Below are 21,697 nucleotides of genomic sequence, written 5' to 3'. Positions count from 1 at the left end.
CCGCGCCATCTGCTCTGCGCGCCGCCGATCCGGCCCCGCTATAGATGCGCCACGCGGTCAAATTCTGGCGTTATGAGCACCCATTTGCGTAGGGTGGAAGCGTGCGTGACCACCTCCCGCCGGGTTTGCCGCCTGATCCATTCGCCGACGACCCCTGCGACCCGTCGGCCGCACTGGAGGCCGTGGAACCCGGTCAGCCCCTTGATCAGCAGGAACGCCTGGCGGTGGAGGCCGATCTGGCCGATCTCGCCGTGTACGAGGCACTGCTGGCGCACCGGGGGATTCGCGGACTGGTGGTGTGCTGCGACGAATGTCAGCAAGACCACTATCACGACTGGGACATGTTGCGCGCCAACCTGCTGCAGCTGCTCATCGATGGCACCGTCCGCCCGCACGAGCCCGCCTACGACCCCGAGCCCGACGCGTATGTGACGTGGGACTACTGCCGGGGATATGCCGACGCCTCGCTCAACGAAGCGACGTCAGACGCCGACGGCTTCCGCCGCCACTAGATTCCTGATTCTGTTACGGCGCCGGTGACTCCGGCGCCGTCGTCGACGTGCTGCCGTGCCGGTGCCGGTGTTTCGACGTTGTCGTCGGGGTGTCCGTCGCTGATGTGGTGGGCGGCGTCGTCGCGGTGGTGTGCGGCGTTGTCGTGGCTGTTGTGGTGGGCGTCAGGGTGGGCTGAGTCGTGGCCTGAGTCGTGGGAGTCGATGGCGCGGTGGTGCTCGCTCGCGGCGGTGTCGTGGTCAGCGGGGTGGATTCCGGGGCCGGCGCCAACGGGGCCGTCGCGTTCGGGTCGTGCTTTTCCACCTTGGTGTTGAGCTGGTTGACCTCGTCGAGCAGGAACTGCCGCCGGCTGCCGTCGTTGACCGACTGCACGCTGGTGCTGACCTCAGCCAGCTGGGTCTGGGCCTGAGCCCACTGACCTTGGGCGATCATCTGCTCGACCTTTGCCAGATCGGCTTTGGCGGACAACTCGATCTGGTCGTCGCTGACTCGCGGCTCGTTGAACATCATGGCGTGCAGGCCGTAGAGCAGGTCGCCGGGGCGAGCGTCGGCCACCACCGCGCCAAAACCACTGAGCAGCAACACCGATGCCGCCACCGAACCGACGGCGGTCACCCCACGCCGCGAGCGTCGGCGTTCGGCCATCCCGGCCAGCAGGGCCGCCTCGGCCTCGTCCTGGGACACCAACGCGCTGGCCGGCGGCCACCGCAGGTCGTCGCGCCACTCCCCCAGCAGCGCCGCCAGTGCATCGTCATTGGGGTCGTCGAGGCGGAAGTCGTCACGTTCGGCCAGCGCATCCAACAGCAGGTCGGTGCGCGCCAGTTCATCCAGCCGGGGGTCGAACTCAGGCATAGTCACCTGCCGCAACAATCTCGTCTTTCAGCCGCTGCAGCGCGCGGTGCTGTGCCACCCGGACCGCGCCGGTGGTGCTTCCGACGGCGGCCGCGGTCTCTTCGGCGCTCAAGCCCACGACTACCCGCAGGATCAAAATCTCGCGTTGCTTGGCGGGCAATACTTCGAGCATTTCGTTCATCCGGCTCACTGATTCCGCTTCGATGGCCATTTGTTCCGGGCCGGCTTCGGCCGAGCGGCGCTCGGGCACTTCTTCGGCGGGATAGGCAAGGTCACGGCCGGCGGCGCGGTGGGCGTCGGCAACTTTGTGTGCGGCGATGCCGTAGAGGAAGGCCAGAAAGGGGCGGCCTCGGTCGCGGTAGCGCGGCAGCGCGGTGATTGTGGCCAAACACACCTCCTGTGCCACGTCATCGGCTGATAGGCCACTCCGCTCGACGGTGCCGACCCGCGCTCGGCAGTATCGGACAACGATCGGACGGATGGTCTCCAGCACCTCCCGAAGCGCGTTCCGGTCTCCAGCCACGGCCTCCGCAACCACAGCGTCGAGACGTTCACCTTGAATTGTCATCGACGGCGATATCTCCAACGTTACGAACCGGACACATCCCGGGCTAAGTCACCGACATGACAATAACGGCCGCGGGCCGTTTCAAGCGGAACGCCACGTTCCCCCGGCGCGTCGCACCTGACCTGCACAGATATCCCGAATTTCGCCTACCTGATGTGTCGAAATCGTGACGCTTCCGATATCGATGAGCAAGCAGGAAACCGCCCAACGCAGCGGAATCAAGCCGAGCTCTCCACTGGCCCGCAACGCGTCCTCCCCGACGGCCCGAGCCCGCTCGACGGCGCCGGCGCTGCACAGCGCCGCGGCCAGCACGACGTCACTCTTGACCCGGTGCCGCGCCGAGGCGAGGGGTCGCGCGAGCTCGACCGCTTCCTCCGCGTAGCCGACGGCCGTGGTCCCGGCTCCGGTGGCCATCGCCAACTCCGCCCCCACCCAACGCCGGCGCACCGCCAACCGGTCGGTCAGCTCGTCGGCGTCGGCGCGGGTCAACAGTGTCGCGGCAGCAGCGAAGCGGCCGACGCCCAGGGCATCGGCGGCCAGACCAACAAGCGCATCGGCGCGGGCCTCGCGATCCGTTCCGGCCAGCGCCAGGGCCCGGCCGTCCCAGCCCCGGGCCAGGGCGTGCCAGCCCAGCTGCCGCAGAAACGATGCCTGCGTGCTGTGCGCCAACGACGCCAACGGGGCTTGCGATCCGGTGCCGGCGCGGACCTGGCGGCGCAACTGCGCCAAATCGCTGTGCGCGCTGCCGTAACGTCCCTGCCCGCCGGCGGCCACGGCACGCAGCCACAACTGGCGCGCGGTGGTCGCCGCCGGCAGGGGCCAGGTGTCCGGACTGGTGCCGAACGCCGCATTCGCCAGCGATGCTTCGACCGTCGAAGTGAGACGAGTTTGGATCACCGTGATAGCTGCCCGCCTCAATCGTAAAAACTTTGTGCTTTCTGTGTTACCAGAATATTACTTGCGGACTCTGTTACGCCAATTTCGGCCCGCGCACACGAGTGCTTGAACTGGGGAAACGCCGTAACCACGGTGTCCGGTTAGCACAGCTAGGCATCGGGAAAGTCGCCACAGATGAACGAGACGTTAATTCTCATACAACGGCCTCGCATTTCATCACATGGGGCGCCTATTGACGGAAATTCTGCCGCCGACCTAGCGTCTACTGTGACTGGTAGTCATCGGTGACGCCACTGGCAAATTCAGTTGCACAATCGCGTTCGTGACCCTGACGCCGTGCCGTGCAGGAAGGATCCACCAATGCCACAGCCGGAGCAACTACCGGGACCAAACGCCGATATCTGGAACTGGCAATTGCAGGGCGTGTGCCGTGGCGTCGACTCATCGATGTTCTTCCACCCCGACGGCGAGCGCGGCCGTGCCCGCATGCAACGCGAACAGCGCGCCAAGGAAATGTGCCGCCGCTGCCCGGTGATCAACGAGTGCCGTTCGCACGCGCTGGAGGTCGGCGAGCCGTACGGCGTGTGGGGCGGACTGTCGGAGTCCGAGCGTGACCTGCTGCTCAAGGGCAGCCTCGGCCGGACGCGCGGTATCCGCCGCACGGCGTAGCGCGCGCTACCGGCCCGCCTGTACGGGCGACCACACTCGTCACATCAGCCCTCCGTTGGTGGGCATCGCTTTTGCCCACCTCTGCGCGACAATGGGCGCAGAGTTCTCGCTTGTCGCGCGGAGGCGGGCAAAAGCAAACACCTTGGCCTGGCCCAGGCGGCGCCGACTAGGCGTCGACCAGCGGCTTGAGCGCCTCCCCAACCTTGGTGATGACGCCGGGTGTGTAGCCGTGCGTCGGCAGGTTGACGACGACGCCGTCGATGCCAGGGTCGAGCACCCGCCGCTTGATCTCCTCGGCCACCTGATCCGGCGTGCCGCGAACCGCCCGCCCGCCACGGGCCTCACCCATGTCGCTGGGCGCATCGTATTCGTCGAGCACCACCGTGAGCAGCGTGCTGGTCTCCAAAGTCGCTGGATCCCGGTCGATTTCGGCGCACCGCTGCCGCAGCACGTCGAGCTTGGCGGGCAACTGGTCGATGTCGGCAATCAGGTTGAGGTGGTCGGCGTAGCGGGCGGCCAGTCGGAACGTCTTCTTCTCACCGCTGCCGCCAAGCATGACCGGAATGTGGTCCCGGAAGCGGGGCTCGTTGATCGCGCTCTCGGTGTGATACCACTTGCCGGAGAAGGTGGGGCGCTCGCCGTGCACCATCGGGATGATGATCTGCAGCGCCTCCTCCAGCTTCTCGAAGCGCTCGGTGAACGTGTCGAAGTCGAAGCCCAGCTGCTGGTGTTCCAGCTCGAACCAGCCCGCTCCGATACCGAGGATGGCCCGGCCCGCACTGATGACATCCAAGGTGGTGATCACTTTGGCGAGCAGAGTCGGATTGCGGTAGGTATTGCCGGTTACCAACGTCGACAACTGAATTCCGTCGGTGGCGGTGGCCAACGCGCCCAGCGCGGTATAGGCCTCCAACATGGGTTCGTCGGGCTCACCCAATCCGGGCAGCTGGTAGAAGTGGTCCATCAGCAGGACCGTGTCGAATCCGGCTGCCTGCGCCTCCTGCGCCTGGGCGATGACGGCGGGAAACAGTTCGGCGACGGGCGTGCCGTAGGAGAAGTTGGGAATCTGCAGTCCGAGTCGAATAGTCACGCCTTAGTGCAACGCGGCCAGGCGGGGAGATAGTCCCGCCCGGGTGAGCCGGAGTTTGCAAATCGGCGATTCCGGGTAGGACCGCCGCATGAAGAAGGGCGCAGCCTGCGCGGTCGCTGTCCTGACCGCCATCACACCGTTAAGTGCGTGCACCAACCAGAACAGCGGCCAGCCAACGACGTCGCCGTCGTCGAGCGCGCCGCCCGGCACCGAACGGATGACCACCCAGCTCAAAGGCGCCGACGGTAGTCAAGTCGGCACCGCCACAATCGAATTCGCGAACGGTTACGCGACGGTGACCGTGGAGGCCGGCCCGAATCAAGTCTTGACCCCCGGTTTCCACGCCCTGCAAATCCACTCCGTGGGCAAATGCGAAAGCGCGCCGGGGGACTTCGAATCCGCCGGAGATGTGTACCAGGCGCCCAACCACACGGGTTATCCCGCCAGCGGCGAACTGACCGCTTTGCAGGTGCGCAACGACGGCTCGGCGAAACTGGTCACCACCAGCACCTTGTTCACCGCCGCGGACCTGCGGAACAGCTCGGGCACTGCACTGGTGATCCACCAGACTGCGCAGAACCTGGGCGTCGGCCCGGCCGGCGACAACGGTAAACGGGTGGCCTGCGGTGTGATTGCCGCGGCCACCGCGACGACGACCTCGTCCACCACGACGTCAACCACGGTGACCACCAGCACCACCACGGCCATCGTGCCGCCGGCGTCGACCAGCACCAGTACCAGTACCAGCACCGTCACGGTCACCAGCACCACTCCGACCGTCACATCGCTACCGAAGGACGTGACGACGACTACCCTTGCGCCCGGCCGCTGACGGCGTCCAGGCTGAAAACCCTTATGGGGGCCGACTTTCCCTTGACGGCATGGGAACCCCGGTCGATGAGTTCCGTCGGACGAGCAGCCAGGGCGTCAACGGATCGCTGGGTCAGAAGTGTCGCGTCCCCGGTGGTCTTGGTCAGCTGCTCGACGCGGGCAGCCACGTTGACGGTGTCACCGATGAGGGTGAACTCCAGCTTTCCGCCGCCGCCGATGGTGCCGGCGATGACCACACCGGTGTTGATCCCAATGCCGATCCGAAGTGCGCCCTCGAATCGATCGACGACGAGACGGTGAATCAGCACGGCGGCACTCACCGCCGCGTCGGCATGATCGGTCAGGTCGTTCGGCGCACCGAAGACGGCCAACGCGCCGTCGCCGAGGAATTTGTTCACGTGTCCGCCGGCCTCGACGACCGCAGGCACGACTATCTCGAACAGGGCGTTGAGGCGGCCGACGGTGTCCTCGGCGCTGTTGGCCTCAGCGAACGAGGTGAAGTCGCGGACATCCACGAACATCACTGTCACCTCCCGACGTTCACCGGTGAAGACGTCGTCACCCTGGGCAAGTAGTCGCGCCGCCAGCACCGGGTCTACGTAAGTTCCGAACGCCGCCTGAAGCCGTTGCCGCTCAACCAAACCGGCCTGCATGCGGTTGAACGACGCCGCCAGCGCACCAAGGTCGTCATCCTGCACCACCGGAAGGCGTTGACTGTAATTGCCGGCCGCCACGCGTTCGGTACCGTCGGCGAGGTCGCGGATGGGACGCAGGGACGGAGCAAACGATGCACCCACCGTTATCGGCACCGCGAATCCGACCGTCAAGGCACAGCCGATGACGACGGCAAACACGGGAACTTCGCTGGCCTGATCGAAAACCGCCTCCAGAAAAGCGCCTCCCACCGCAAACGCGAACACGACCGCCAGCATGGCCATGTTCGACCACGTGGCGAAGGTGGGGCGAGAGCGGGGCAGGGCGTCACCGATCCCGGTGTCACCTGCGATACCGATCCGGACCGGCCGCAGCGCTGTTTCCACGAAGCTGTGCACAGCAATCAGTTGAATGGCAGCTCCCATGGCCGCGCCGAGGATCCCGTACTGCACCAGCCGCGACCCGGGTGCCCCGGCGATCACCCCCACAGCGACGAATAGCAAAGCGGTCCAGACGGTCCCACTCACCACGGCCCGCGCGACAACTCGTCTAGCCCAGATGTAGGTGGACTCCAACACTGCCGCCCGATCGACCTGGTGACCGGCCGCCCACCGCTCTAACAGGCGGCTGTGACCCAGGCCGGGCTCGACCATCGCGTATACCAAGACGGGCACGGCCACCACGGTGGTGGCAACCGCCTCGACGTAGTGACCAGACTTCTCATATGCCACCACGACACACGACAAGACAAGGTAGATGGGAAGTAACACGGACACCGTGACCGCGCAGATCGCCCACGAGTACCTTGCTCCGTACCGATCCCACGCCCACTGCCAGATGCGCTCCATGCCGCGACACTAAACGTCGTCAGCCGTTGCGACACCCCTCAACTGATCTGCTGCAGCAACGCATGCATGTCGACGAGATCCCAGACCTCGGCAAACTTGCCCTCCTCGAGCCGATACAGAGTGAACTCCGGGAAGCTCACTCGCCGACCCGTCGCCTCGATGCCCTGGAACGTTCCCCGGTGCGTGCCGGTGACCGTGAAGTGCACGACGATGGTGTCGTCGTCGGCAACGAAATGGTCAATCTCCCAGCACCAATCGGGAAACGCCGAAATCAGCGGCGCGAACTGCTCGGTGACCGTCGCCGGATCCATCGGAACGCCGTTGACCGTGATGGTCGATGTGTAGAACGACGCCATGGAATCGAAATCGTGCTCATTGCAGAACTCGAGATAGGACTGATACAGGGATCGGTACGAGTCACGCGACGTCACCGCACCATGATCCACTAGACAAACCCTCACCGCCGACCGAGGGACAGGGATTACCAGTTGTGGCGTGGGCGCAGGCGGACGCCCTTAGTGTTTCTGACATGCAGACGCTGCTGTTCAGGCTCGGGTTGGTGCTGTTTCTCCTTGGACTGCTCACGGGGTTCGTGGTCTCTGCGTTGAAGAACCCGCGCATGGGCCTGTCCAGCCACCTCGAGGGCGTCCTCAACGGCATGTTCCTGGTGCTGCTCGGCCTGCTCTGGCCACACGTCCACTTGCCCAACGCCTGGGCGGTTACCGCAGTCGTCCTTCTCGTGTACTCCGCCTACGCGAACTGGGTGGCGACCCTGCTCGCAGCGGTATGGGGCGCCGGCCGCAGACTCGCGCCGATCGCGGCGGCCGACCACGAGGCCTCGGCAGCAAAGGAAGCGGTCGTACGCTTCCTGTTGCTGTCTCTCGCGGGGTCAATCGTGATCGGCGTGGGCATCGTCATCGTTGGGCTCTAACAACTCCTGCATGCTGCGCTCTCCCTAAACGAAACAGCCGTGCAGCGATCTACCGCAGGGCGGAAGCGATCAGCAAGTGATGTGGGATCGCCACGTCGTCAAGGCGGCGCTGCTTTACCTCCTCGAGTCCCGATCTCTTCAGGGAGGCAACGACTTCAGCGACCGGGCGAAGCGTGAACCCGTATGCGGTGAACGGCAAGCGGGCCATCGCGTCGGGATCGCCGATCCCTAACACGGCCCGGCCACCGGGTCGCAGAACACGGGCGAGTTCGGCGCAGGCCGCGTCAAGGTCGGAAACAAAGTACACCGTGTTGACGGTGATCGCCGCGTCCAGCGATTCTTCGTCGATCGGCAACGCGGTCAGAGAACCGTTTTCAAGCACTAGTGAGCTGGCCGCGATCGGCGCGGCGAAGCGCGCCCGGGCATGCGCGAGCATGTCCTCTGCGATCTCCACGCCATGGACTTTCCCCTGCGGACCGACTCTGTGCAGGAGCAGTTGAAGGCCTAGCCCACCGCCAAAACCAATGTCGGCCACTGTGTTCCCGGCTGCGGCTTCCGCCGCGTCGACGGCACCGGCCACCGCCTGACGATTGCCGCGATTGAGCAGTAGCGCTACGCCGCGACCAACGAGACCGTGCGGCCGACCGAGCTGCCCGGCAACCGCTGTCAGCACCCTCTGGCGCAATCCCGCCACGGTATACCTCAGATCTGAATCGTCAGAGCGGCTGTTGTTCCCGATCATGCCACCGTTGCACCGTCGAACGTGAACTCGCTGCGACATTCCGGCGGCTTTTTCGCAATCGCTGCCCGCTCGATGATCCAACCGAAAACGCCCCCGGCCAAACGGCAGCCGGAGGCGTTTCGCGTCACTGCCTTAGTGGTGGTGATGGCCGTGGCCGTGGTCGTCGGCCTCCTCGGCCGGCTTCTCGACCACCGCGGTCTCGGTGGTGAGCACCATCCGCGCCACCGAGGACGCGTTGAGCACCGCCGAGCGGGTGACCTTGACCGGGTCGATGATGCCCTGGCCGGCCAGGTCGCCGTAGCTCAGGTCGCTGGCGTTGAGCCCGTGTCCGGCCGGTAGCTCGCTGACCTTGTGGACCGCGACCGCCCCGTCGAGCCCGGCGTTGGTCGCAATCCAGTACAGCGGCGCGGCCAGCGCCTCGGAGAACACGTCGACGCCGAGGGCCTCGTCCCCCGACAGCGACTCGCGCAGTTGCGTCAGCGCCTTGCGCGCCTGGATCAGCGCGGATCCACCTCCGGCGACGATGCCCTCCTCGACGGCAGCCTTGGCCGCCGCCACGGCGTCCTCGACGCTTTCCTTGCGCTCCTTGAGAGCGGTGTCGGTGGCGGCGCCGACCTTGATGACGGCCACCCCGCCGGCCAGCTTGGCCAGCCGCTCCTGCAGCTTCTCGCGGTCCCAGTCGGAGTCACTCGCCTCGATCTCGGCGCGCAGGTGCTTGATCCGGTTGGCGACCGCGTCGGCCGTCCCACCGCCGTCGACGATGATGGTCTCGTCCTTGCTGACCACCACGCGGCGAGCCGAGCCCATCACCTCGAGGCCGACCTCCCGCAGCAGGATGCCGGCGTCGGGCGTGATGACCTCACCGCCGGTCACGATCGCCAGGTCCTGCAGGAAGGCCTTGCGCCGGTCGCCGAAGTAGGGTGCCTTGACCGCCACCGCTTTGAGCGTCTTGCGGATGGAGTTGACGACCAGGGTGGCCAGCGCCTCGCCCTCGACGTCCTCGGCGATGATCACCAGCGGCTTGCCCGACTCGGCAACCTTTTCCAGCACCGGCAGCAGGTCGGGCAGCGAGCTGATCTTGTCCTGGTGCACCAGGATCAGCGGGTCGTCGAGCACCGCTTCCTGGGCGTCGAAGTCGGTCACGAAGTAGGCCGACAGGAAGCCCTTGTCGAAGCCGACGCCCTCGGTGAACTCCAGCTCGGTGTTCAGCGTCGAGGATTCTTCGACGCTGACGACGCCGTCGGCGCCGACTTTGCTCATCGCTTCACCGACCAGCTCGCCGATCTGCTCGTCGCGCGAGGACACCGTGGCGACCTGCGCGATGGCGTCCTTGCCGGACACCGGCGTGGCCGAGGCGAGCAGCGCTTCGGACACCGCGTCGGCCGCCTTGCTGATGCCCGAGCCCAGCGCCATCGGGTTCACCCCGGCGGCAACCAGGCGCAGGCCGGCCTTGACCAGAGCCTGGGCCAGCACGGTGGCGGTGGTGGTGCCGTCGCCGGCGATGTCGTTGGTCTTGGTGGCCACCGACTTCACCAGCTGAGCACCGAGGTTCTCAAACGGGTCTTCCAGGTCGATCTCGCGGGCGACGGTGACGCCGTCGTTGGTGACGGCCGGCCCACCAAATGCCTTGGCCAGCACCACGTGTCGGCCGCGGGGGCCCAGGGTGACCCGGACCGCGTCGGCGAGCTTGTTGACGCCCGCTTCCATTCCACGACGCGCGGTCTCGTCGTACTCAATCAGCTTGCTCATGCGGCTCCTCTAGCCCAGTTGTCCACAACGCATGCCGCCCCGGAAATCACCCGCGCGGATACGCGGGGATCGCCGGGGCGGGACACGGTGTCTTACTTGTTGACGACAGCCAGCACGTCGCGCGCCGACAAGATGAGGTATTCCTCGCCGCCGTACTTGATCTCGGTGCCGCCGTACTTGCTGTAGATGACGGTGTCACCCTCGGAGACGTCCAGCGGAATCCGCTTCTCGCCGTCCTCGTCCCACCGGCCGGGTCCGACTGCGACGACGGTGCCCTCCTGTGGCTTCTCCTTGGCGGTGTCAGGAATGACCAGACCGGACGCGGTCGTGGTCTCGGCCTCGTTGGCCTGCACGAGAATCTTGTCCTCGAGTGGCTTGATGTTCACCTTCGCCACGATTGGAGCCCTCCACTTATTAGCTCGGGTCCGGGGCGGTTGCCCCGACCACAGTTGGCGGTCGGTCCGGGGCGACCCCGAACCGCCGAATTACCAGGTGTTTCGGCTTTCGTCCGTGCCCTCGCGCCGTCGTCGCGGGTGCCGACACAGGGGCTGTCTGAATGCCACCTAGCACTCTATACATGAGAGTGCTAGCACTCAAGGCCGCCTCGCTGCTTCCCTCAATCGGGTCGGCCGACCTGCCCTTTCACCACCGGAAGACCGGGGTCACTGGGCACATCCAACGGCGAGGGTGCGGCGCCTGCGGCCACCAGCTGCGCGGCGAAGGCGGCGATCATGGCGCCGTTGTCGGTGCACAGCCGCGGCCGCGGGATGCGCAGGGTCAGCCCCGCGGCCGCGCAGCGCTGGGTCGCCAATTCGCGCAGCCGGGAGTTGGCGGCCACTCCCCCGGCGATCAGCAGGGTCGATACGCCGAGTTCGGTGGCCGCGTGCACCGCTTTCTTGGTCAGCACGTCGGCGACGGCCTCTTGGAAGCCGGCCGCGACGTCGGCGGTCTGGGCGTCGGGATGGCTTTCCACATAGCGCGCGACGGCGGTCTTGAGCCCGGAGAAGCTGAAGGCGTACGGGTCGTCCCGCGGTCCGGTCATGCCCCGCGGAAACACGATGGCGTCCCGGTCGCCGGTACGGGCCAACTCGTCGAGCACCTTGCCGCCCGGGTAACCCAGCCCCAGCAGGCGGGCCACCTTGTCGTAGGCCTCGCCCGCGGCGTCGTCGACCGTGCTGCCCAACTCGACGATCGGCTCGCCCAGCGAGCGCACCTGCAGCAGATGGGTGTGGCCGCCGGAGACCAGCAGCGCCACGCATTCGGGCAGCGGGCCGTGCTGGTACACGTCGGCGGCCAGGTGTCCACCCAGATGGTTGACGGCATAGAAGGGCACGTCCCACGCCGCGGCGTAGGCCTTGGCCGCGGCCACGCCGACCAACAGGGCGCCGGCCAGGCCGGGTCCGATGGTGGCCGCGACGACGTCGGGACGGGCGATGCCGGCGGTGTCCAGCGCGCGGCGCATCGCCGGACCCAGCGCTTCCAGGTGGGCGCGGGAGGCGATCTCGGGCACCACCCCACCGAAGCGCACGTGTTCCTCGACGCTGGAGGCCACCTCGTCGGCCAACAACGCCACCGTGCCGTCGGCGTCCAGGCGCGCAATGCCGACTCCTGTTTCGTCGCAGGAGGTTTCGATCGCCAGAACAACGGTCATCGGCGCCGCTCCTCCTCATCGCTTCGCTCTGCAACGTCGCCGGCGCGTGTCATTGCGCGTCCCGCCGCATCGTGTAGGCGTCGGCGCCGCTGACCCGGTAGTAGCGGCGGCGCAGGCCGACCTGCTCGAAGCCGACGCTGCGATACAGCGCGAGGGCTGCCTCGTTGTCGGTGCGGACTTCCAGGAAGACGACGCCGCCGTCGGCGTAGTCCAGCAGTTCGGTGAGCAGCTGACGGCCGATGCCGCAGCCCTGGTATTCCGGGTCGACGCCGATGGTGTGGATTTCGTATTCGAAGGGCGGGGTGCGGCCCAGCTTCGAGATGCCGGCGTAGCCGACCAGTGTGTCGGCGACGCGCGCGCCCACGTAGTGGTTGCGGGTGCTGGCCAGCTCCCGGTGAAACGCCGCCGCGGGCCACGGGTCGTCGCCGTCGAAAAGTTGAGCTTCCAGCTGCGCACACCGCGCTGCGTCGCCGGGGGTGAGCGCGCCGATGGTGACCGGGTCGACGTGGGCGGTCATGAGCGCGTCGCCAGGGGTTTGGCGTCGGGGCGGCGCAGATACAGCGCGACCAGCGGTTCCGGTGCGGCGGACCAGTCGACCGAGCGGACCAAACCGGCCGGCGTGGGAGCGGTCGGCCCGCGGCGCGGCAAATCGAACAGCGCCGCGTGCTCGGGTGAGCCGGCGACCGCCTGGGCCGGGCCCGGGTCGACGTCGGCCGGGGCGTTGACCGCCGGCCCGTCGGTGCGGACCCCGTCGCGGTAGCGCGCCCAGTACACCTCGCGCCGACGGGCATCGGTGACCACGAGCACCTCCCCGGTGGTCAGGCCCCCGATCGCGTCCAGGCTGCACACCCCGTACACCGGGATGTCGAGGGCGTGACCGTAGGCCGCGGCCGTTGCCATGCCGGCCCGCAGACCGGTGAACGGGCCAGGTCCGCAGCCCACCACGACGGCGTCCAGCTCGGCCATGCTCAACCCGGCATCGGCCAACGCCGCCAACACATTCGGGGTGAGCCGTTCGGCGTGCGCGCGGGCGTCGACGGTGATTCGCTCGGCCAGGACGGCCAGATCATCGCGCCGCACGATCCCGGCGGTGACGGCCGGGGTGGCGGTGTCCAGGGCGAGTACGACGCTCACGACACCCACTCCCAGGTCGCGATCCGCACGTCGGAGTGGCTGACCCGCTCGAGCCGAATGTCGAGGTGCCGCTCGGAGAGCCGTTCGACCAGTCCCTCACCCCATTCGACGACGACCACCGCGTCCGCCAAGTCGGTGTCGAGGTCCAGGGAGTCCAGTTCCCCGAGCAGGTCGGTGCTCACATCCAGCAACCGGTAGACGTCGACGTGAATCATCGCCGGCGCCCCGGGCCGCCGCGGCGGGTGCACCCGCGCCAACACGTAGGTCGGTGACGTGACCGGCCCGTCGACATCCATCGCTTCGGCAATTCCCTTGGCCAGCACCGTCTTTCCGGCTCCCAGCGGACCGGAAAGCACCACCACGTCACCGGCGCGCAGTTGCTCGCCCAGCCGGCAGCCCAGCGCAACGGTGTCCTCGACGCGCTCGAGCGTGGCCGTACCCGCACTAGCCATGGCGCCGGAACCTCTCCCGGAAGCGCCGGTAACGCAGCGTCATCTTGCCCGGCAGCGCGCGGTTGACCAGGCGGACCAACCCGTCGTTGATGGCCTCGGGTTTGTCCAACAGCGCCAGGTGACTGGCTCCGGGGACGATGACGAGTTCGGAAAGCGGCAAGGAGGCGGCCATTTTCCGCGAGTATTCGTCCGGGGTGAGCAGGTCGTGGTCGCCGCAGGCGATCAGGGTCGGGATCTTGAGCAGCGTCCACAGCCCGGCGGTTTCGTCGTGCACCTCCAACGCGCGCAGAAAGCCCACCAGCGTGGCGATCGGGGTGTCGTTCATCATGCGCTGGCTGAACGCGTCGAGGCTGCGGCTGACCTGTAGGTCGCTGTAGGACGCGGCGCGCAATATCGGGCCCATCAGGGACCGGGACACGTTGCGACCGCGGTGCATGAGGTTGGGCGCCGACCGCGCGGCGAAGCGAAGGGCTTCCAGGGCAGGGTTGTTGAGGAATTCGCCGAGCGGCGAACGGGTCACGCCTTCGGCCGCCGAGGAGATCAACGCGGCGGCGATGATCCGTCGGCCGTATCGCTGCGGGAACTGCCGGGCATGCGAGAGCACAGTCATGCCGCCCATCGAATGACCGACCAGCACGATCAGCCCGCGCGGCGCGGTGACCTGCAGGATGGTTTCCAGGTCCTGCCCGAGTTGGGTCAACGTGTACGTCTCGGGGTCGGCTTGGCCCGACTGACCGTGCCCGCGATGGTCGTAGAAGACCATCCGCACCTGGTCGCCCCACAGTTCGCCCAGCCGCACCCGCTGAAAGTGAAAGGCGCCCATGCGAAGGCAGAATCCGTGCACGAAGACGACGGTGACCGGAGCGTCGGCCGGACCGGCTTCGCGCACCGCCAACGGCACCCCGTCGGCGGTGGTCACGACCTGGCTGCGGTCACTGTCCAGCCGTCCGAAATCCTCGTTCGCCCACGGGTCTTCGGCGATGATGCCGCGGTCGGCCAGCGATCGGCGGGCGGAGGCCCCGACCATGGTGGCGACGGCGGTCAAGCCCGCACCACCCGCAAGCCACGTCTTGGGACGCTTGCCGGAATTTTGCGCGCTCAACGGTTTTCGGCCTCCCGATAGGTTCGGGTGATGCGTCCGCGGGGGCTGGTGACCACCTCGTAGTGGATGGTGTCGAGCAGGTCGGCCCAGTCCTGCGCGGTGGGCTCGCCGCGGGTGCCGGGCCCGAACAGGATCGCCTCGTCCCCTTCGGCGACGTCCACCGTTCCCGGCCCCAGGTCGACGACGAACTGGTCCATGCAGATTCGCCCGACCCCCCGGCGCCGTTGACCGTTGATCAGCACTTCCAGGCGCCCGCCGAGTGAACGGAACACCCCGTCGGCGTAGCCGATGGGCAACAGGGCCAGGTTGGTGTCGCGCGGCGCGATCCAGGTGTGCCCATACGACACCCCCTCACCGGCGCGTATCGACTTGACCAGCGCCACCGGGCATTTCACGGTCATGGCGGGAATCAGTCCCATGTCGCCCAGACCCGGGACGGGGCTGAGGCCGTAGACCGCAATGCCCGGGCGGACCAGGTCGAAGGTGAGGTCGGGACGGGCCATGGTCGCCGAGGAATTGGACAGGTGCGCCACCTCGAAGCGCACGCCGTGCTCGCGGGCCTGGGCGAGGAAGCCGGTGAACCGCTGGGCCTGCAGGTCGTTGATGGACTTGTCGGGCGCGTCGGCGTACACCATGTGCGACATCAGCCCCCGCAGGCGCACGGCGTCCTGCGCGGCGGCCTGGCGCAGCGCGGTGAGCAGCGCCGGATACTGCGCCGGGGGGACGCCGTTGCGGTTGAGGCCGGTGTCGACCTTGACGGTGACGGTGGCGGTGCGGCCGGTCCGGCGCACGGCGTCGAGCAGCTCGTCGAGCTGGCGGACCGAGGACACCGCGATCTGCACGTCGCCCAGCAGGGCCGGCGCGAAGTCGGTGCCGGGCGGGTGCAGCCAGGCCAGCACCGGCGCGGTGATGCCGTCGGCGCGCAACGCGAGCGCCTCGTCGATGGTGGCGACGCCCAGTTCGGCGGCCCCGGCGGCCAGCGCGGTCTGGGCCACCCGGGTGGCGCCGTGTCCGTAGCCGTCGGCCTTGACGACGGCCATGACCTGCGCGCTGCCGGCGTGCTCGCGCAGCACCCGCACGTTGTGCGCGATGGCGCCCAGGTCCACCAGGGCCTCGGCGAGGACGCCCGGGGTCAGGGATATCGGCGTAACAGCCACGGCCGCCATTGTCCCAGAATCGTCCGCGGACTAGCGCGCCCTCGTCTCACCTGTCACACCGGTCTCCGGCCCGGACCATTGTCGCTGTGAGGCGGGCAAAACGAGCACCCCTGCGGCCAGGGACCTAAGTGACGGATGTGACGAACCACTAGTGCGCGAAATGCTGGGCGCTGTAATGCCCGCCTGGCTTGAGCTTGTCCAGGTTGCCCAGCGCGGTGCGGGCGTCGTCGTGCAACGCGCGCGCCAGGTCGGCGGACAGCCCCTCCCGCACGACGATGCGCAGCACCGACACGTCGGTGGCGTTGTCGGGCATGGTGTAGGCGGGCACTTGCCAGCCGAAGGTCCGCAGCTCGTGCGACACGTCGAACTCGGTGTAGCCGCGGTCTCCGGCGAGCCGGAAGCTGACCACCGGGATCGCCGAACCGTCGGAGATCAGCTCGCAATGGTCGCCGGTGCGCAGCTGTTCGCCCAGCCAGCGCGCCGTCGACGACAAGCACTGCATCACCTTGGTGTATCCGTCGCGGCCCAGCCGCAGGAAGTTGTAGTACTGCCCGACGACCTGGTTCCCGGGACGGGAGAAGTTCAGCGTGAAGGTCGGCATGTCACCACCGAGGTAGTTCACGTGGAACACCAGCTCCTCGGGGAGATACTCTTGGCTACGCCAGACCACGAACCCCACGCCCGGGTAAGTCAACCCGTATTTGTGGCCGCTGACGTTGATCGACACCACCCGGGGTAGCCGGAAGTCCCACTTCAGCTCGGGGTGCAGGAACGGCACCACGAAGCCGCCGCTGGCCGCATCCACGTGCACCGGAACGTCGACGCCGCCCCCTTCGGCCAGCTTGTCCAGCGCCGCGCAGATCTCGGCGATGGGTTCCAGTTCCCCGGTGTAGGTGGTGCCCAGGATGGCCACCACCCCGATGGTGTCCTCGTCGACGGCGTCCACCACCTGTTCGGGGGTGATGACGTAGCGGCCCACTTCCATTGGCAGGTAGCGGGGTTCGACGTCGAAGTAGCGGCAGAACTTCTCCCACACCACCTGGACGTTGGAGCCCATCACCAGGTTGGGCCGGCGTCGTTCCCAGCCCTTGCCCACCCGCTGGCGCCACCGCCACTTCATCGCCAGTCCGCCCAGCATGACCGCCTCGCTGGACCCGATCGTCGAGACGCCGATGGCGCTGGACGGGTCGTCGTCGCGCAGGTTCTCCGCATGGAACAGGTCGGCGACCATGCACACGCAGCGCTGTTCGATGGCTGCGGTCGCCGGATATTCGTCCTTGTCGATCATGTTCTTGTCGAACGTCTCGGCCATCAGTTTGCCGGCCTCCGGATCCATCCACGTGGTGACGAAGGTGGCCAGGTTGAGCCGGGAGCTCCCGTCCAGCATCAGCTCGTCGTGGATGAAGCGGTAGGCAGCATCCGGGTCCATCGACTCCTCGGGTAGCCGCAGCGCCGGAATCGGCGAGTTGAAGATGCGGCCGGTGTAGGCGGGCGCGATGGAGTGAGCGGGCAGGGACGGGTGTTGGGGCACAACGGATCCTTTCGGTTTGCGGCTAGAGGGCGGCCAGGGCGGCGCGGATGTGGGGGATGATGCGCGACGCCGAGGTGGGCGCGTCACCAGGGCCGGGGTCGGCGGCCGAGAGGGCGGCGGCGCGCGCGTGCACGAACGCCGCGGCGGCGGCCGCTTCGGCGGGCGGCAGGCCCGCGGCGAGCAAGGCGCCGATCATTCCGGACAGCACGTCGCCGGACCCGGCCGTTGCCGCCCAGGATTGCCCGGCCGGGTTCAGGTAGACCGCCCCTTCCGGGTCGGCGATGACGGTGACGTTGCCCTTGAGCAACACCGTGGCGCCGAATGCCTCGGCGAGTTTGCGGCAGGCGCCCACCCGGTCGGGGCCCGGCGGCGATCCGGCCAGCCGGGCGAATTCCCCGGCGTGCGGGGTGAGCACGGTCGGGGCGGCGCGGTTGGCGACCATGTCGGGGTGGGCGGCCAGGATGGTGAGCCCGTCGGCGTCGATCAGCACCGGCAGGTCGGTGTCGAGGGCGAACCATAGCGCGGCGGCCCCCGTTTCGTCGGTGCCCAGACCGGGCCCGACGACCCAGGACTGCACCCGTCCGGCGGCCGCCGGGGTGGGCGACGCGATGACCTCCGGCCACTGAGCCAGCACCTCACGATGCGCGCTCCCGGCGTAGCGGACCATGCCGGAGGTGGCCGCGACGGCCGCGCCCGTGCACAGCACCGCCGCGCCGGGATAGGTCGAGGAGCCGGCCATCACCCCGGTCACGCCCTGGGTGTACTTGTCGTCGTGGGGTCCCGGTACCGGCCAGCGCGCGAGCACATCGGCGGCCTGGAAACCGGCGACGTCGGTGTGCGGCAGGTCCAGCCCGATATCAATCAGCTTGACGCGGCCGCAGTCGGCCAACGCGTGCACGGGTTTGAGGCCGCCGAAAGTGACGGTCAGCGCGGCCTGCACCGCCGGGCCGTCGATGGCCCCGGTCGCCGCGTCGATGCCGCTGGGGATGTCGACCGCGACCACCGGGATGCCGGCGTCGCCGACCGCGGTGAACACCTGTGCCGCGTCGGGGCGCAGCGGCCCGGAACCGGAGATACCGACCACGCCGTCGATGACCAGATCGGTTGCCGGTGAGACCTTTTCGACGATCCGCCCACCCGCCGCGCGGAAGGCCGCCAGCCCCTTGCGGTGGGTGCGCTCGGGCTTGAGCAGTATCGCCTCGGCGGCAGCGCCGCGGCGCCGCACAAACGTCGCCGCCCACAACGCGTCGCCACCGTTGTCACCCGAGCCGACCACCGCGCACACCCGACGCCCGGCCACCCCGCCGGTGCGGGCGGTCAGCTCGCGCATGATCTCGGTGGCCAGCCCGTACGCGGCACGGCGCATCAACGCCCCATCGGGGAGGCTGGCCAGTAGCGGCGCTTCGGCGTCGCGGATTGCATCTACGGAGTAGTAATGCCGCATCACCGCCAGCATTCCACAGCAGTCGTTCAGGAGCCGTCGCTACATTCGCGTTCAGCGACGAATGGAGGGCACACATGGCACGTACTGACAACGACACCTGGGACCTCGCCACCAGCGTGGGCGCCACCGCGACCGGCGTCGCGGTGGGACGCGCACTGGCCAGCCGCGGCAGCAATCCCCTGATCAACGACCCCTTCGCCGAGCCGCTGGTGCGCGCGGTGGGCGTCGACTTCTTCACCCGCCTGGCCAGCGGTGAGCTGGACCCCGCCGAGGTCGACGACCACGCGGAGTTCGGCATGGAACGCATGCGCGACATGATGGCCGTGCGCACCCGATTCTTCGACGACTTCTTCCTCGCTGCGGCCAACGCCGGGATCGGGCAGGCGGTGATCTTGGCCTCGGGCCTGGATGCCCGCGCCTACCGGCTGCCGTGGCCGGCCGGCACCACCGTCTACGAGATCGACCAGGAGCAAGTGATCGAGTTCAAGACGACGACGTTGCGCCAGCTGAATGCCCGGCCGACCGCCGAATTGCGCACGGTCGCCGTGGATCTGCGCCACGACTGGGTGAGCGCGCTGCGCTACGCCGGTTTCGACGACACCAAGCCCAGCGCCTGGAGCGCTGAGGGTCTGTTGCCGTTCCTGCCGCCGGAGGCCCAGGACGCGTTGCTGGACAACATCACCGTGCTGAGCGCCCCCGGCAGCCGATTGGCCACCGAGAACTTGCCTGACGCCGGCCGGTCAGTGCCGATGATGGCCGAGCGGATGCGCGAGGCCACCGAGCGCTGGCGCGCGCACGGGTTCGACGTGGAGATGACCGACCTGTGGTACGCCGGTGAGCGCAATGACGTCGTGGCCTACCTCAACGCCCACGGCTGGACGGCGCAGACCACACCGGTCGCGGATCTGCTTGCGGCGCTCGGGACTTCGATCGGCACCGGTGACGACAGGGAGGCGACATTCGCCTCCCTCGGCTACGTCAGCGCGACCAGAAGCTAGACGGCGGCCGACGCGAACGCCTTGTTCAGCCACTCGCTCATCGCCGTGGCCAGCACCGCGCGGTTCTCGCGTTTGGCGATCTCGTGTCCATCGTCGTCGAACAACAGGTAACGGACGTCACGACCCGCCGCGCGCAGCGCCTCGACGATCTGGTCGGATTCGCTGACCGGGACATTGGTGTCGTGCGCGCCGTGCACCACCAACAGCGGCGCGGTCAACGCGTCCACGCGGCGCAGCGGCGACAGGGACTCGAGTAGCTCGCGGTCGTTGGCCGGGTGTCCGTACCGGGGAAACGCCGCGTCGGCGATCCACGGTTCGGTGTTGCGGTAGAACGTGCACAGATCGCTCATGCCGCAGATGCTGATGCCCGCCGCCCACAGCTGCGGGTGAAACGTCAACGCGGCCAACGTCAGGTAGCCGCCGTAGGACCAGCCCGCGACGGCGATGCAGCCGGGCTTGGCCAGCTGGTTGTCCACCAGGAAACCCGCGCAGTCGGCCACGTCGTCGATGGCGGCGAACCGCATCTCCTTCTCGTCGGCGTGCACGAAGCTGCGCCCCAGCCCGCCCGAGCCGCGCACGTTGGGCGCCAGCACGGTGATTCCGTCGTTGACCAGCCGCGCGAAAACCTCGTCATAGCCGGGGCGGGACTGGCCTTCCGGGCCGCCGTGCAGGTAGACCACCGCACCGGTGGTGCCGCTGCCTTCCGGCGGCTGGAAAAGCCATGCGTTGAGGCCCAATCCGTCGCGCGCGGTGATCGTCAGCGGCGGCGTCTTGGTGGTGAATCCGGGGATGATCGGTCCGCGGGTGGGCTCTCGGTCGATCGGTTCCCACTGGCGGGTGCGCGGGTTGACCAGTTCGACGGTGCGCGGCATCGCCGGTCCTTCGATGGTCATCGCCACCAGTGAGCCACCGGCGCTGATGGACAGTTCGCTGGCCACCGGGCCGGGCAGCGGGATCGGTTCGGACAGCGTGTAGTCGGTGTACTCGACGATCTGTAATTCGCTGCGGCCGCGGTCATTCCAGAGCAGCGCGATGGTGGACAGGTCGTCGCTGACCGCGAATTCGTCCAGGGTGCAATCCGGGCGTTCGGCCACCACGAAATAGCTGACGCCGTCCTCGGTGGCCGTGACCTCGAGCAGGCGGGCATGCTCGCAGCCGTTGTCGCTACGGATCAGCGCCCGCACATAACCGCGGCCGCTGCCCCCGGTGACATCGTCAACGTAGGTCTTCGCCGGGTAGTACAGCTTGGTCTGCTCGCCGCTGGGGCCGTAGCGCAACCGGCGCGGATGATGGTCGTCGAGGATCACGCCGGCGTCCGTGGTGGAGCCGGGATCATAAGGCAGCAAAGCGATCTCGGTCTGACCGAGCAGCATGATCAGTTCCCGGTAGCAGCGCGGCCCGACGCGGATCAGCGCCGCCCCGGCCCACGCATCGACCAATCGGCCACCGGAGCGGCGGTCCAGCACGATGCACCGGCCGTTGGCGGGGTCGATCAGACACGACTGCCCCACACCGTCCTCGCCGGTCAGGATCGCCGAGACCCGGGTGCCGTCCCAGCCGATCAGCTCGGCGGTGCCGTGCTGTTCGCCGTCGATGCGCCGGGCCATCCGGTCGTCGGGATCGGTGGTGACGACCCAGATCTGGCTTCGGGTAGCGCCGTGCGGCCCGACCTCGCAGGCCAGCCAGTGTCCGTCGGCGGAGTGGATGACCCGGGTGACCGGGCCGTCGACCGGCAGTTCGACGTCACGCGAGGAGCTGGCTCGCCAGCCGCGCAGGAAGCGTTGTACGGCACGCGGGTAGCCGTCTTCGTCGACGATGTGAGCAAACGCGGTCGCGTCGGGGGATAGCGACGCGCCGTACAGCGCGCGCACTTGTTGCCCCACGAAG

General features: G+C 68.0%; 23 protein-coding genes. 5 read left to right on the top strand and 18 right to left on the bottom strand.

Features of this window, described 5'->3' with window-relative positions:
• Positions 1-101 precede the first annotated feature (101 nt).
• Entirely contained in the window at positions 102-512 is a 411-nt protein-coding gene (locus tag I2456_RS05800; RefSeq protein ID WP_067414054.1) for a DUF5319 domain-containing protein, read from the top strand.
• Positions 513-525: 13 nt separating this feature from the next.
• Here the strand turns inward: I2456_RS05800 and I2456_RS05795 are convergent, their stop codons facing one another.
• The 3 genes from I2456_RS05795 to I2456_RS05785 all read right to left on the bottom strand — a co-directional run bounded on the left by I2456_RS05795 (position 526) and on the right by I2456_RS05785 (position 2,827).
• Complete coding sequence (locus tag I2456_RS05795) at positions 526-1,362, bottom strand: anti-sigma-D factor RsdA (RefSeq protein WP_139823106.1); 837 nt, start codon at positions 1,360-1,362, stop codon at positions 526-528.
• Positions 1,355-1,930 carry an ECF RNA polymerase sigma factor SigD gene (sigD, locus tag I2456_RS05790; protein ID WP_068033728.1) on the bottom strand — a complete coding sequence of 192 codons (576 nt, stop codon included), beginning with the start codon at positions 1,928-1,930 and terminating at the stop codon, positions 1,355-1,357. The genes I2456_RS05795 and sigD overlap by 8 nt, the downstream gene beginning before the upstream one ends.
• Before the next feature lie 81 nt (positions 1,931-2,011).
• Positions 2,012-2,827 carry a hypothetical protein gene (locus I2456_RS05785; protein WP_085073729.1) on the bottom strand — a complete coding sequence of 272 codons (816 nt, stop codon included), beginning with the start codon at positions 2,825-2,827 and terminating at the stop codon, positions 2,012-2,014.
• 360 nt (positions 2,828-3,187) lie between these two features.
• Here I2456_RS05785 and I2456_RS05780 point away from each other — a divergent pair, with 360 nt between their 5' ends.
• Positions 3,188-3,496 carry a WhiB family transcriptional regulator gene (locus I2456_RS05780; RefSeq protein WP_068033731.1) on the top strand — a complete coding sequence of 103 codons (309 nt, stop codon included), beginning with the start codon at positions 3,188-3,190 and terminating at the stop codon, positions 3,494-3,496.
• A gap of 166 nt (positions 3,497-3,662) precedes the next feature.
• Here I2456_RS05780 and I2456_RS05775 read toward each other — a convergent pair whose 3' ends face one another.
• On the bottom strand, positions 3,663-4,586 hold the full coding sequence (locus I2456_RS05775; protein WP_068033733.1) for an LLM class F420-dependent oxidoreductase: 924 nt from the start codon (positions 4,584-4,586) through the stop codon (positions 3,663-3,665).
• A gap of 88 nt (positions 4,587-4,674) precedes the next feature.
• Between I2456_RS05775 and I2456_RS05770 the strand changes: the two genes are divergently transcribed.
• Positions 4,675-5,418 (top strand): superoxide dismutase family protein, encoded by a 744-nt coding sequence (locus I2456_RS05770; protein WP_085073728.1) that lies wholly within the window; start codon positions 4,675-4,677, stop codon positions 5,416-5,418.
• Here I2456_RS05770 and I2456_RS05765 read toward each other — a convergent pair.
• Both I2456_RS05765 and I2456_RS05760 read right to left on the bottom strand, forming a co-directional pair.
• Positions 5,396-6,919 (bottom strand): adenylate/guanylate cyclase domain-containing protein, encoded by a 1,524-nt coding sequence (locus I2456_RS05765; protein ID WP_085073727.1) that lies wholly within the window; start codon positions 6,917-6,919, stop codon positions 5,396-5,398. The two genes, I2456_RS05770 and I2456_RS05765, sit on opposite strands and share 23 nt — an antisense overlap.
• A gap of 38 nt (positions 6,920-6,957) precedes the next feature.
• Positions 6,958-7,350: an ester cyclase gene (locus I2456_RS05760; protein ID WP_163703778.1), complete on the bottom strand. Its 393-nt coding sequence runs from the start codon at positions 7,348-7,350 to the stop codon at positions 6,958-6,960.
• A gap of 98 nt (positions 7,351-7,448) precedes the next feature.
• Between I2456_RS05760 and I2456_RS05755 the strand changes: the two genes are divergently transcribed.
• Entirely contained in the window at positions 7,449-7,850 is a 402-nt protein-coding gene (locus I2456_RS05755; RefSeq protein ID WP_068033986.1) for a styrene oxide isomerase, read from the top strand.
• A gap of 49 nt (positions 7,851-7,899) precedes the next feature.
• Here I2456_RS05755 and I2456_RS05750 read toward each other — a convergent pair whose 3' ends face one another.
• From I2456_RS05750 to I2456_RS05700, 11 genes are all read right to left on the bottom strand, one after another.
• Positions 7,900-8,592 carry a class I SAM-dependent methyltransferase gene (locus tag I2456_RS05750; RefSeq protein ID WP_085073725.1) on the bottom strand — a complete coding sequence of 231 codons (693 nt, stop codon included), beginning with the start codon at positions 8,590-8,592 and terminating at the stop codon, positions 7,900-7,902.
• A gap of 132 nt (positions 8,593-8,724) precedes the next feature.
• Entirely contained in the window at positions 8,725-10,341 is a 1,617-nt protein-coding gene (groL, locus tag I2456_RS05745) for a chaperonin GroEL (RefSeq protein ID WP_085073724.1), read from the bottom strand.
• Between the two features lie 92 nt (positions 10,342-10,433).
• A complete protein-coding gene (gene groES, locus I2456_RS05740; RefSeq protein WP_036352908.1) occupies positions 10,434-10,736 on the bottom strand; it encodes a co-chaperone GroES in 303 nt (100 codons plus the stop codon).
• Positions 10,737-10,957: 221 nt separating this feature from the next.
• Positions 10,958-11,992: a tRNA (adenosine(37)-N6)-threonylcarbamoyltransferase complex transferase subunit TsaD gene (gene tsaD, locus I2456_RS05735; RefSeq protein ID WP_068158817.1), complete on the bottom strand. Its 1,035-nt coding sequence runs from the start codon at positions 11,990-11,992 to the stop codon at positions 10,958-10,960.
• Positions 11,993-12,041: 49 nt separating this feature from the next.
• Positions 12,042-12,509, bottom strand: a complete 468-nt coding sequence (rimI, locus tag I2456_RS05730; protein WP_085073723.1) for a ribosomal protein S18-alanine N-acetyltransferase — start codon at positions 12,507-12,509, stop codon at positions 12,042-12,044.
• A complete protein-coding gene (tsaB, locus tag I2456_RS05725) occupies positions 12,506-13,126 on the bottom strand; it encodes a tRNA (adenosine(37)-N6)-threonylcarbamoyltransferase complex dimerization subunit type 1 TsaB (RefSeq protein ID WP_085073769.1) in 621 nt (206 codons plus the stop codon). Before tsaB ends, rimI begins: the two co-directional genes overlap by 4 nt.
• On the bottom strand, positions 13,123-13,578 hold the full coding sequence (tsaE, locus tag I2456_RS05720; RefSeq protein WP_068033751.1) for a tRNA (adenosine(37)-N6)-threonylcarbamoyltransferase complex ATPase subunit type 1 TsaE: 456 nt from the start codon (positions 13,576-13,578) through the stop codon (positions 13,123-13,125). Before tsaE ends, tsaB begins: the two co-directional genes overlap by 4 nt.
• Positions 13,571-14,623 carry an alpha/beta fold hydrolase gene (locus I2456_RS05715; RefSeq protein WP_116672512.1) on the bottom strand — a complete coding sequence of 351 codons (1,053 nt, stop codon included), beginning with the start codon at positions 14,621-14,623 and terminating at the stop codon, positions 13,571-13,573. The genes tsaE and I2456_RS05715 overlap by 8 nt, the downstream gene beginning before the upstream one ends.
• Positions 14,624-14,676: 53 nt before the next feature.
• Positions 14,677-15,837: an alanine racemase gene (gene alr, locus I2456_RS05710; RefSeq protein WP_139823105.1), complete on the bottom strand. Its 1,161-nt coding sequence runs from the start codon at positions 15,835-15,837 to the stop codon at positions 14,677-14,679.
• Between the two features lie 148 nt (positions 15,838-15,985).
• Positions 15,986-17,368, bottom strand: coding sequence for a glutamate decarboxylase (gene gad, locus I2456_RS05705; RefSeq protein WP_085073721.1), 1,383 nt, complete (start codon positions 17,366-17,368; stop codon positions 15,986-15,988).
• Positions 17,369-17,390: 22 nt separating this feature from the next.
• On the bottom strand, positions 17,391-18,812 hold the full coding sequence (locus I2456_RS05700) for an NAD(P)H-hydrate dehydratase (protein ID WP_085073768.1): 1,422 nt from the start codon (positions 18,810-18,812) through the stop codon (positions 17,391-17,393).
• A gap of 74 nt (positions 18,813-18,886) precedes the next feature.
• Here I2456_RS05700 and I2456_RS05695 point away from each other — a divergent pair, with 74 nt between their 5' ends.
• Positions 18,887-19,810 (top strand): class I SAM-dependent methyltransferase, encoded by a 924-nt coding sequence (locus I2456_RS05695; RefSeq protein ID WP_085073720.1) that lies wholly within the window; start codon positions 18,887-18,889, stop codon positions 19,808-19,810.
• On the opposite strand, the gene I2456_RS05690 is transcribed toward I2456_RS05695, so the two are convergent.
• The gene (locus I2456_RS05690; RefSeq protein ID WP_085073719.1) at positions 19,807-21,693 is read right to left on the bottom strand and encodes an alpha/beta hydrolase family protein; all 1,887 of its coding nucleotides are present in this window, start codon (positions 21,691-21,693) and stop codon (positions 19,807-19,809) included. The two genes, I2456_RS05695 and I2456_RS05690, sit on opposite strands and share 4 nt — an antisense overlap.
• Positions 21,694-21,697 lie beyond the last annotated feature (4 nt).

Source organism: Mycobacterium kubicae, assembly GCF_015689175.1.
GTDB lineage: Bacteria > Actinomycetota > Actinomycetes > Mycobacteriales > Mycobacteriaceae > Mycobacterium > Mycobacterium kubicae.
This window is presented reverse-complemented; position numbering and strand designations above follow the sequence as displayed.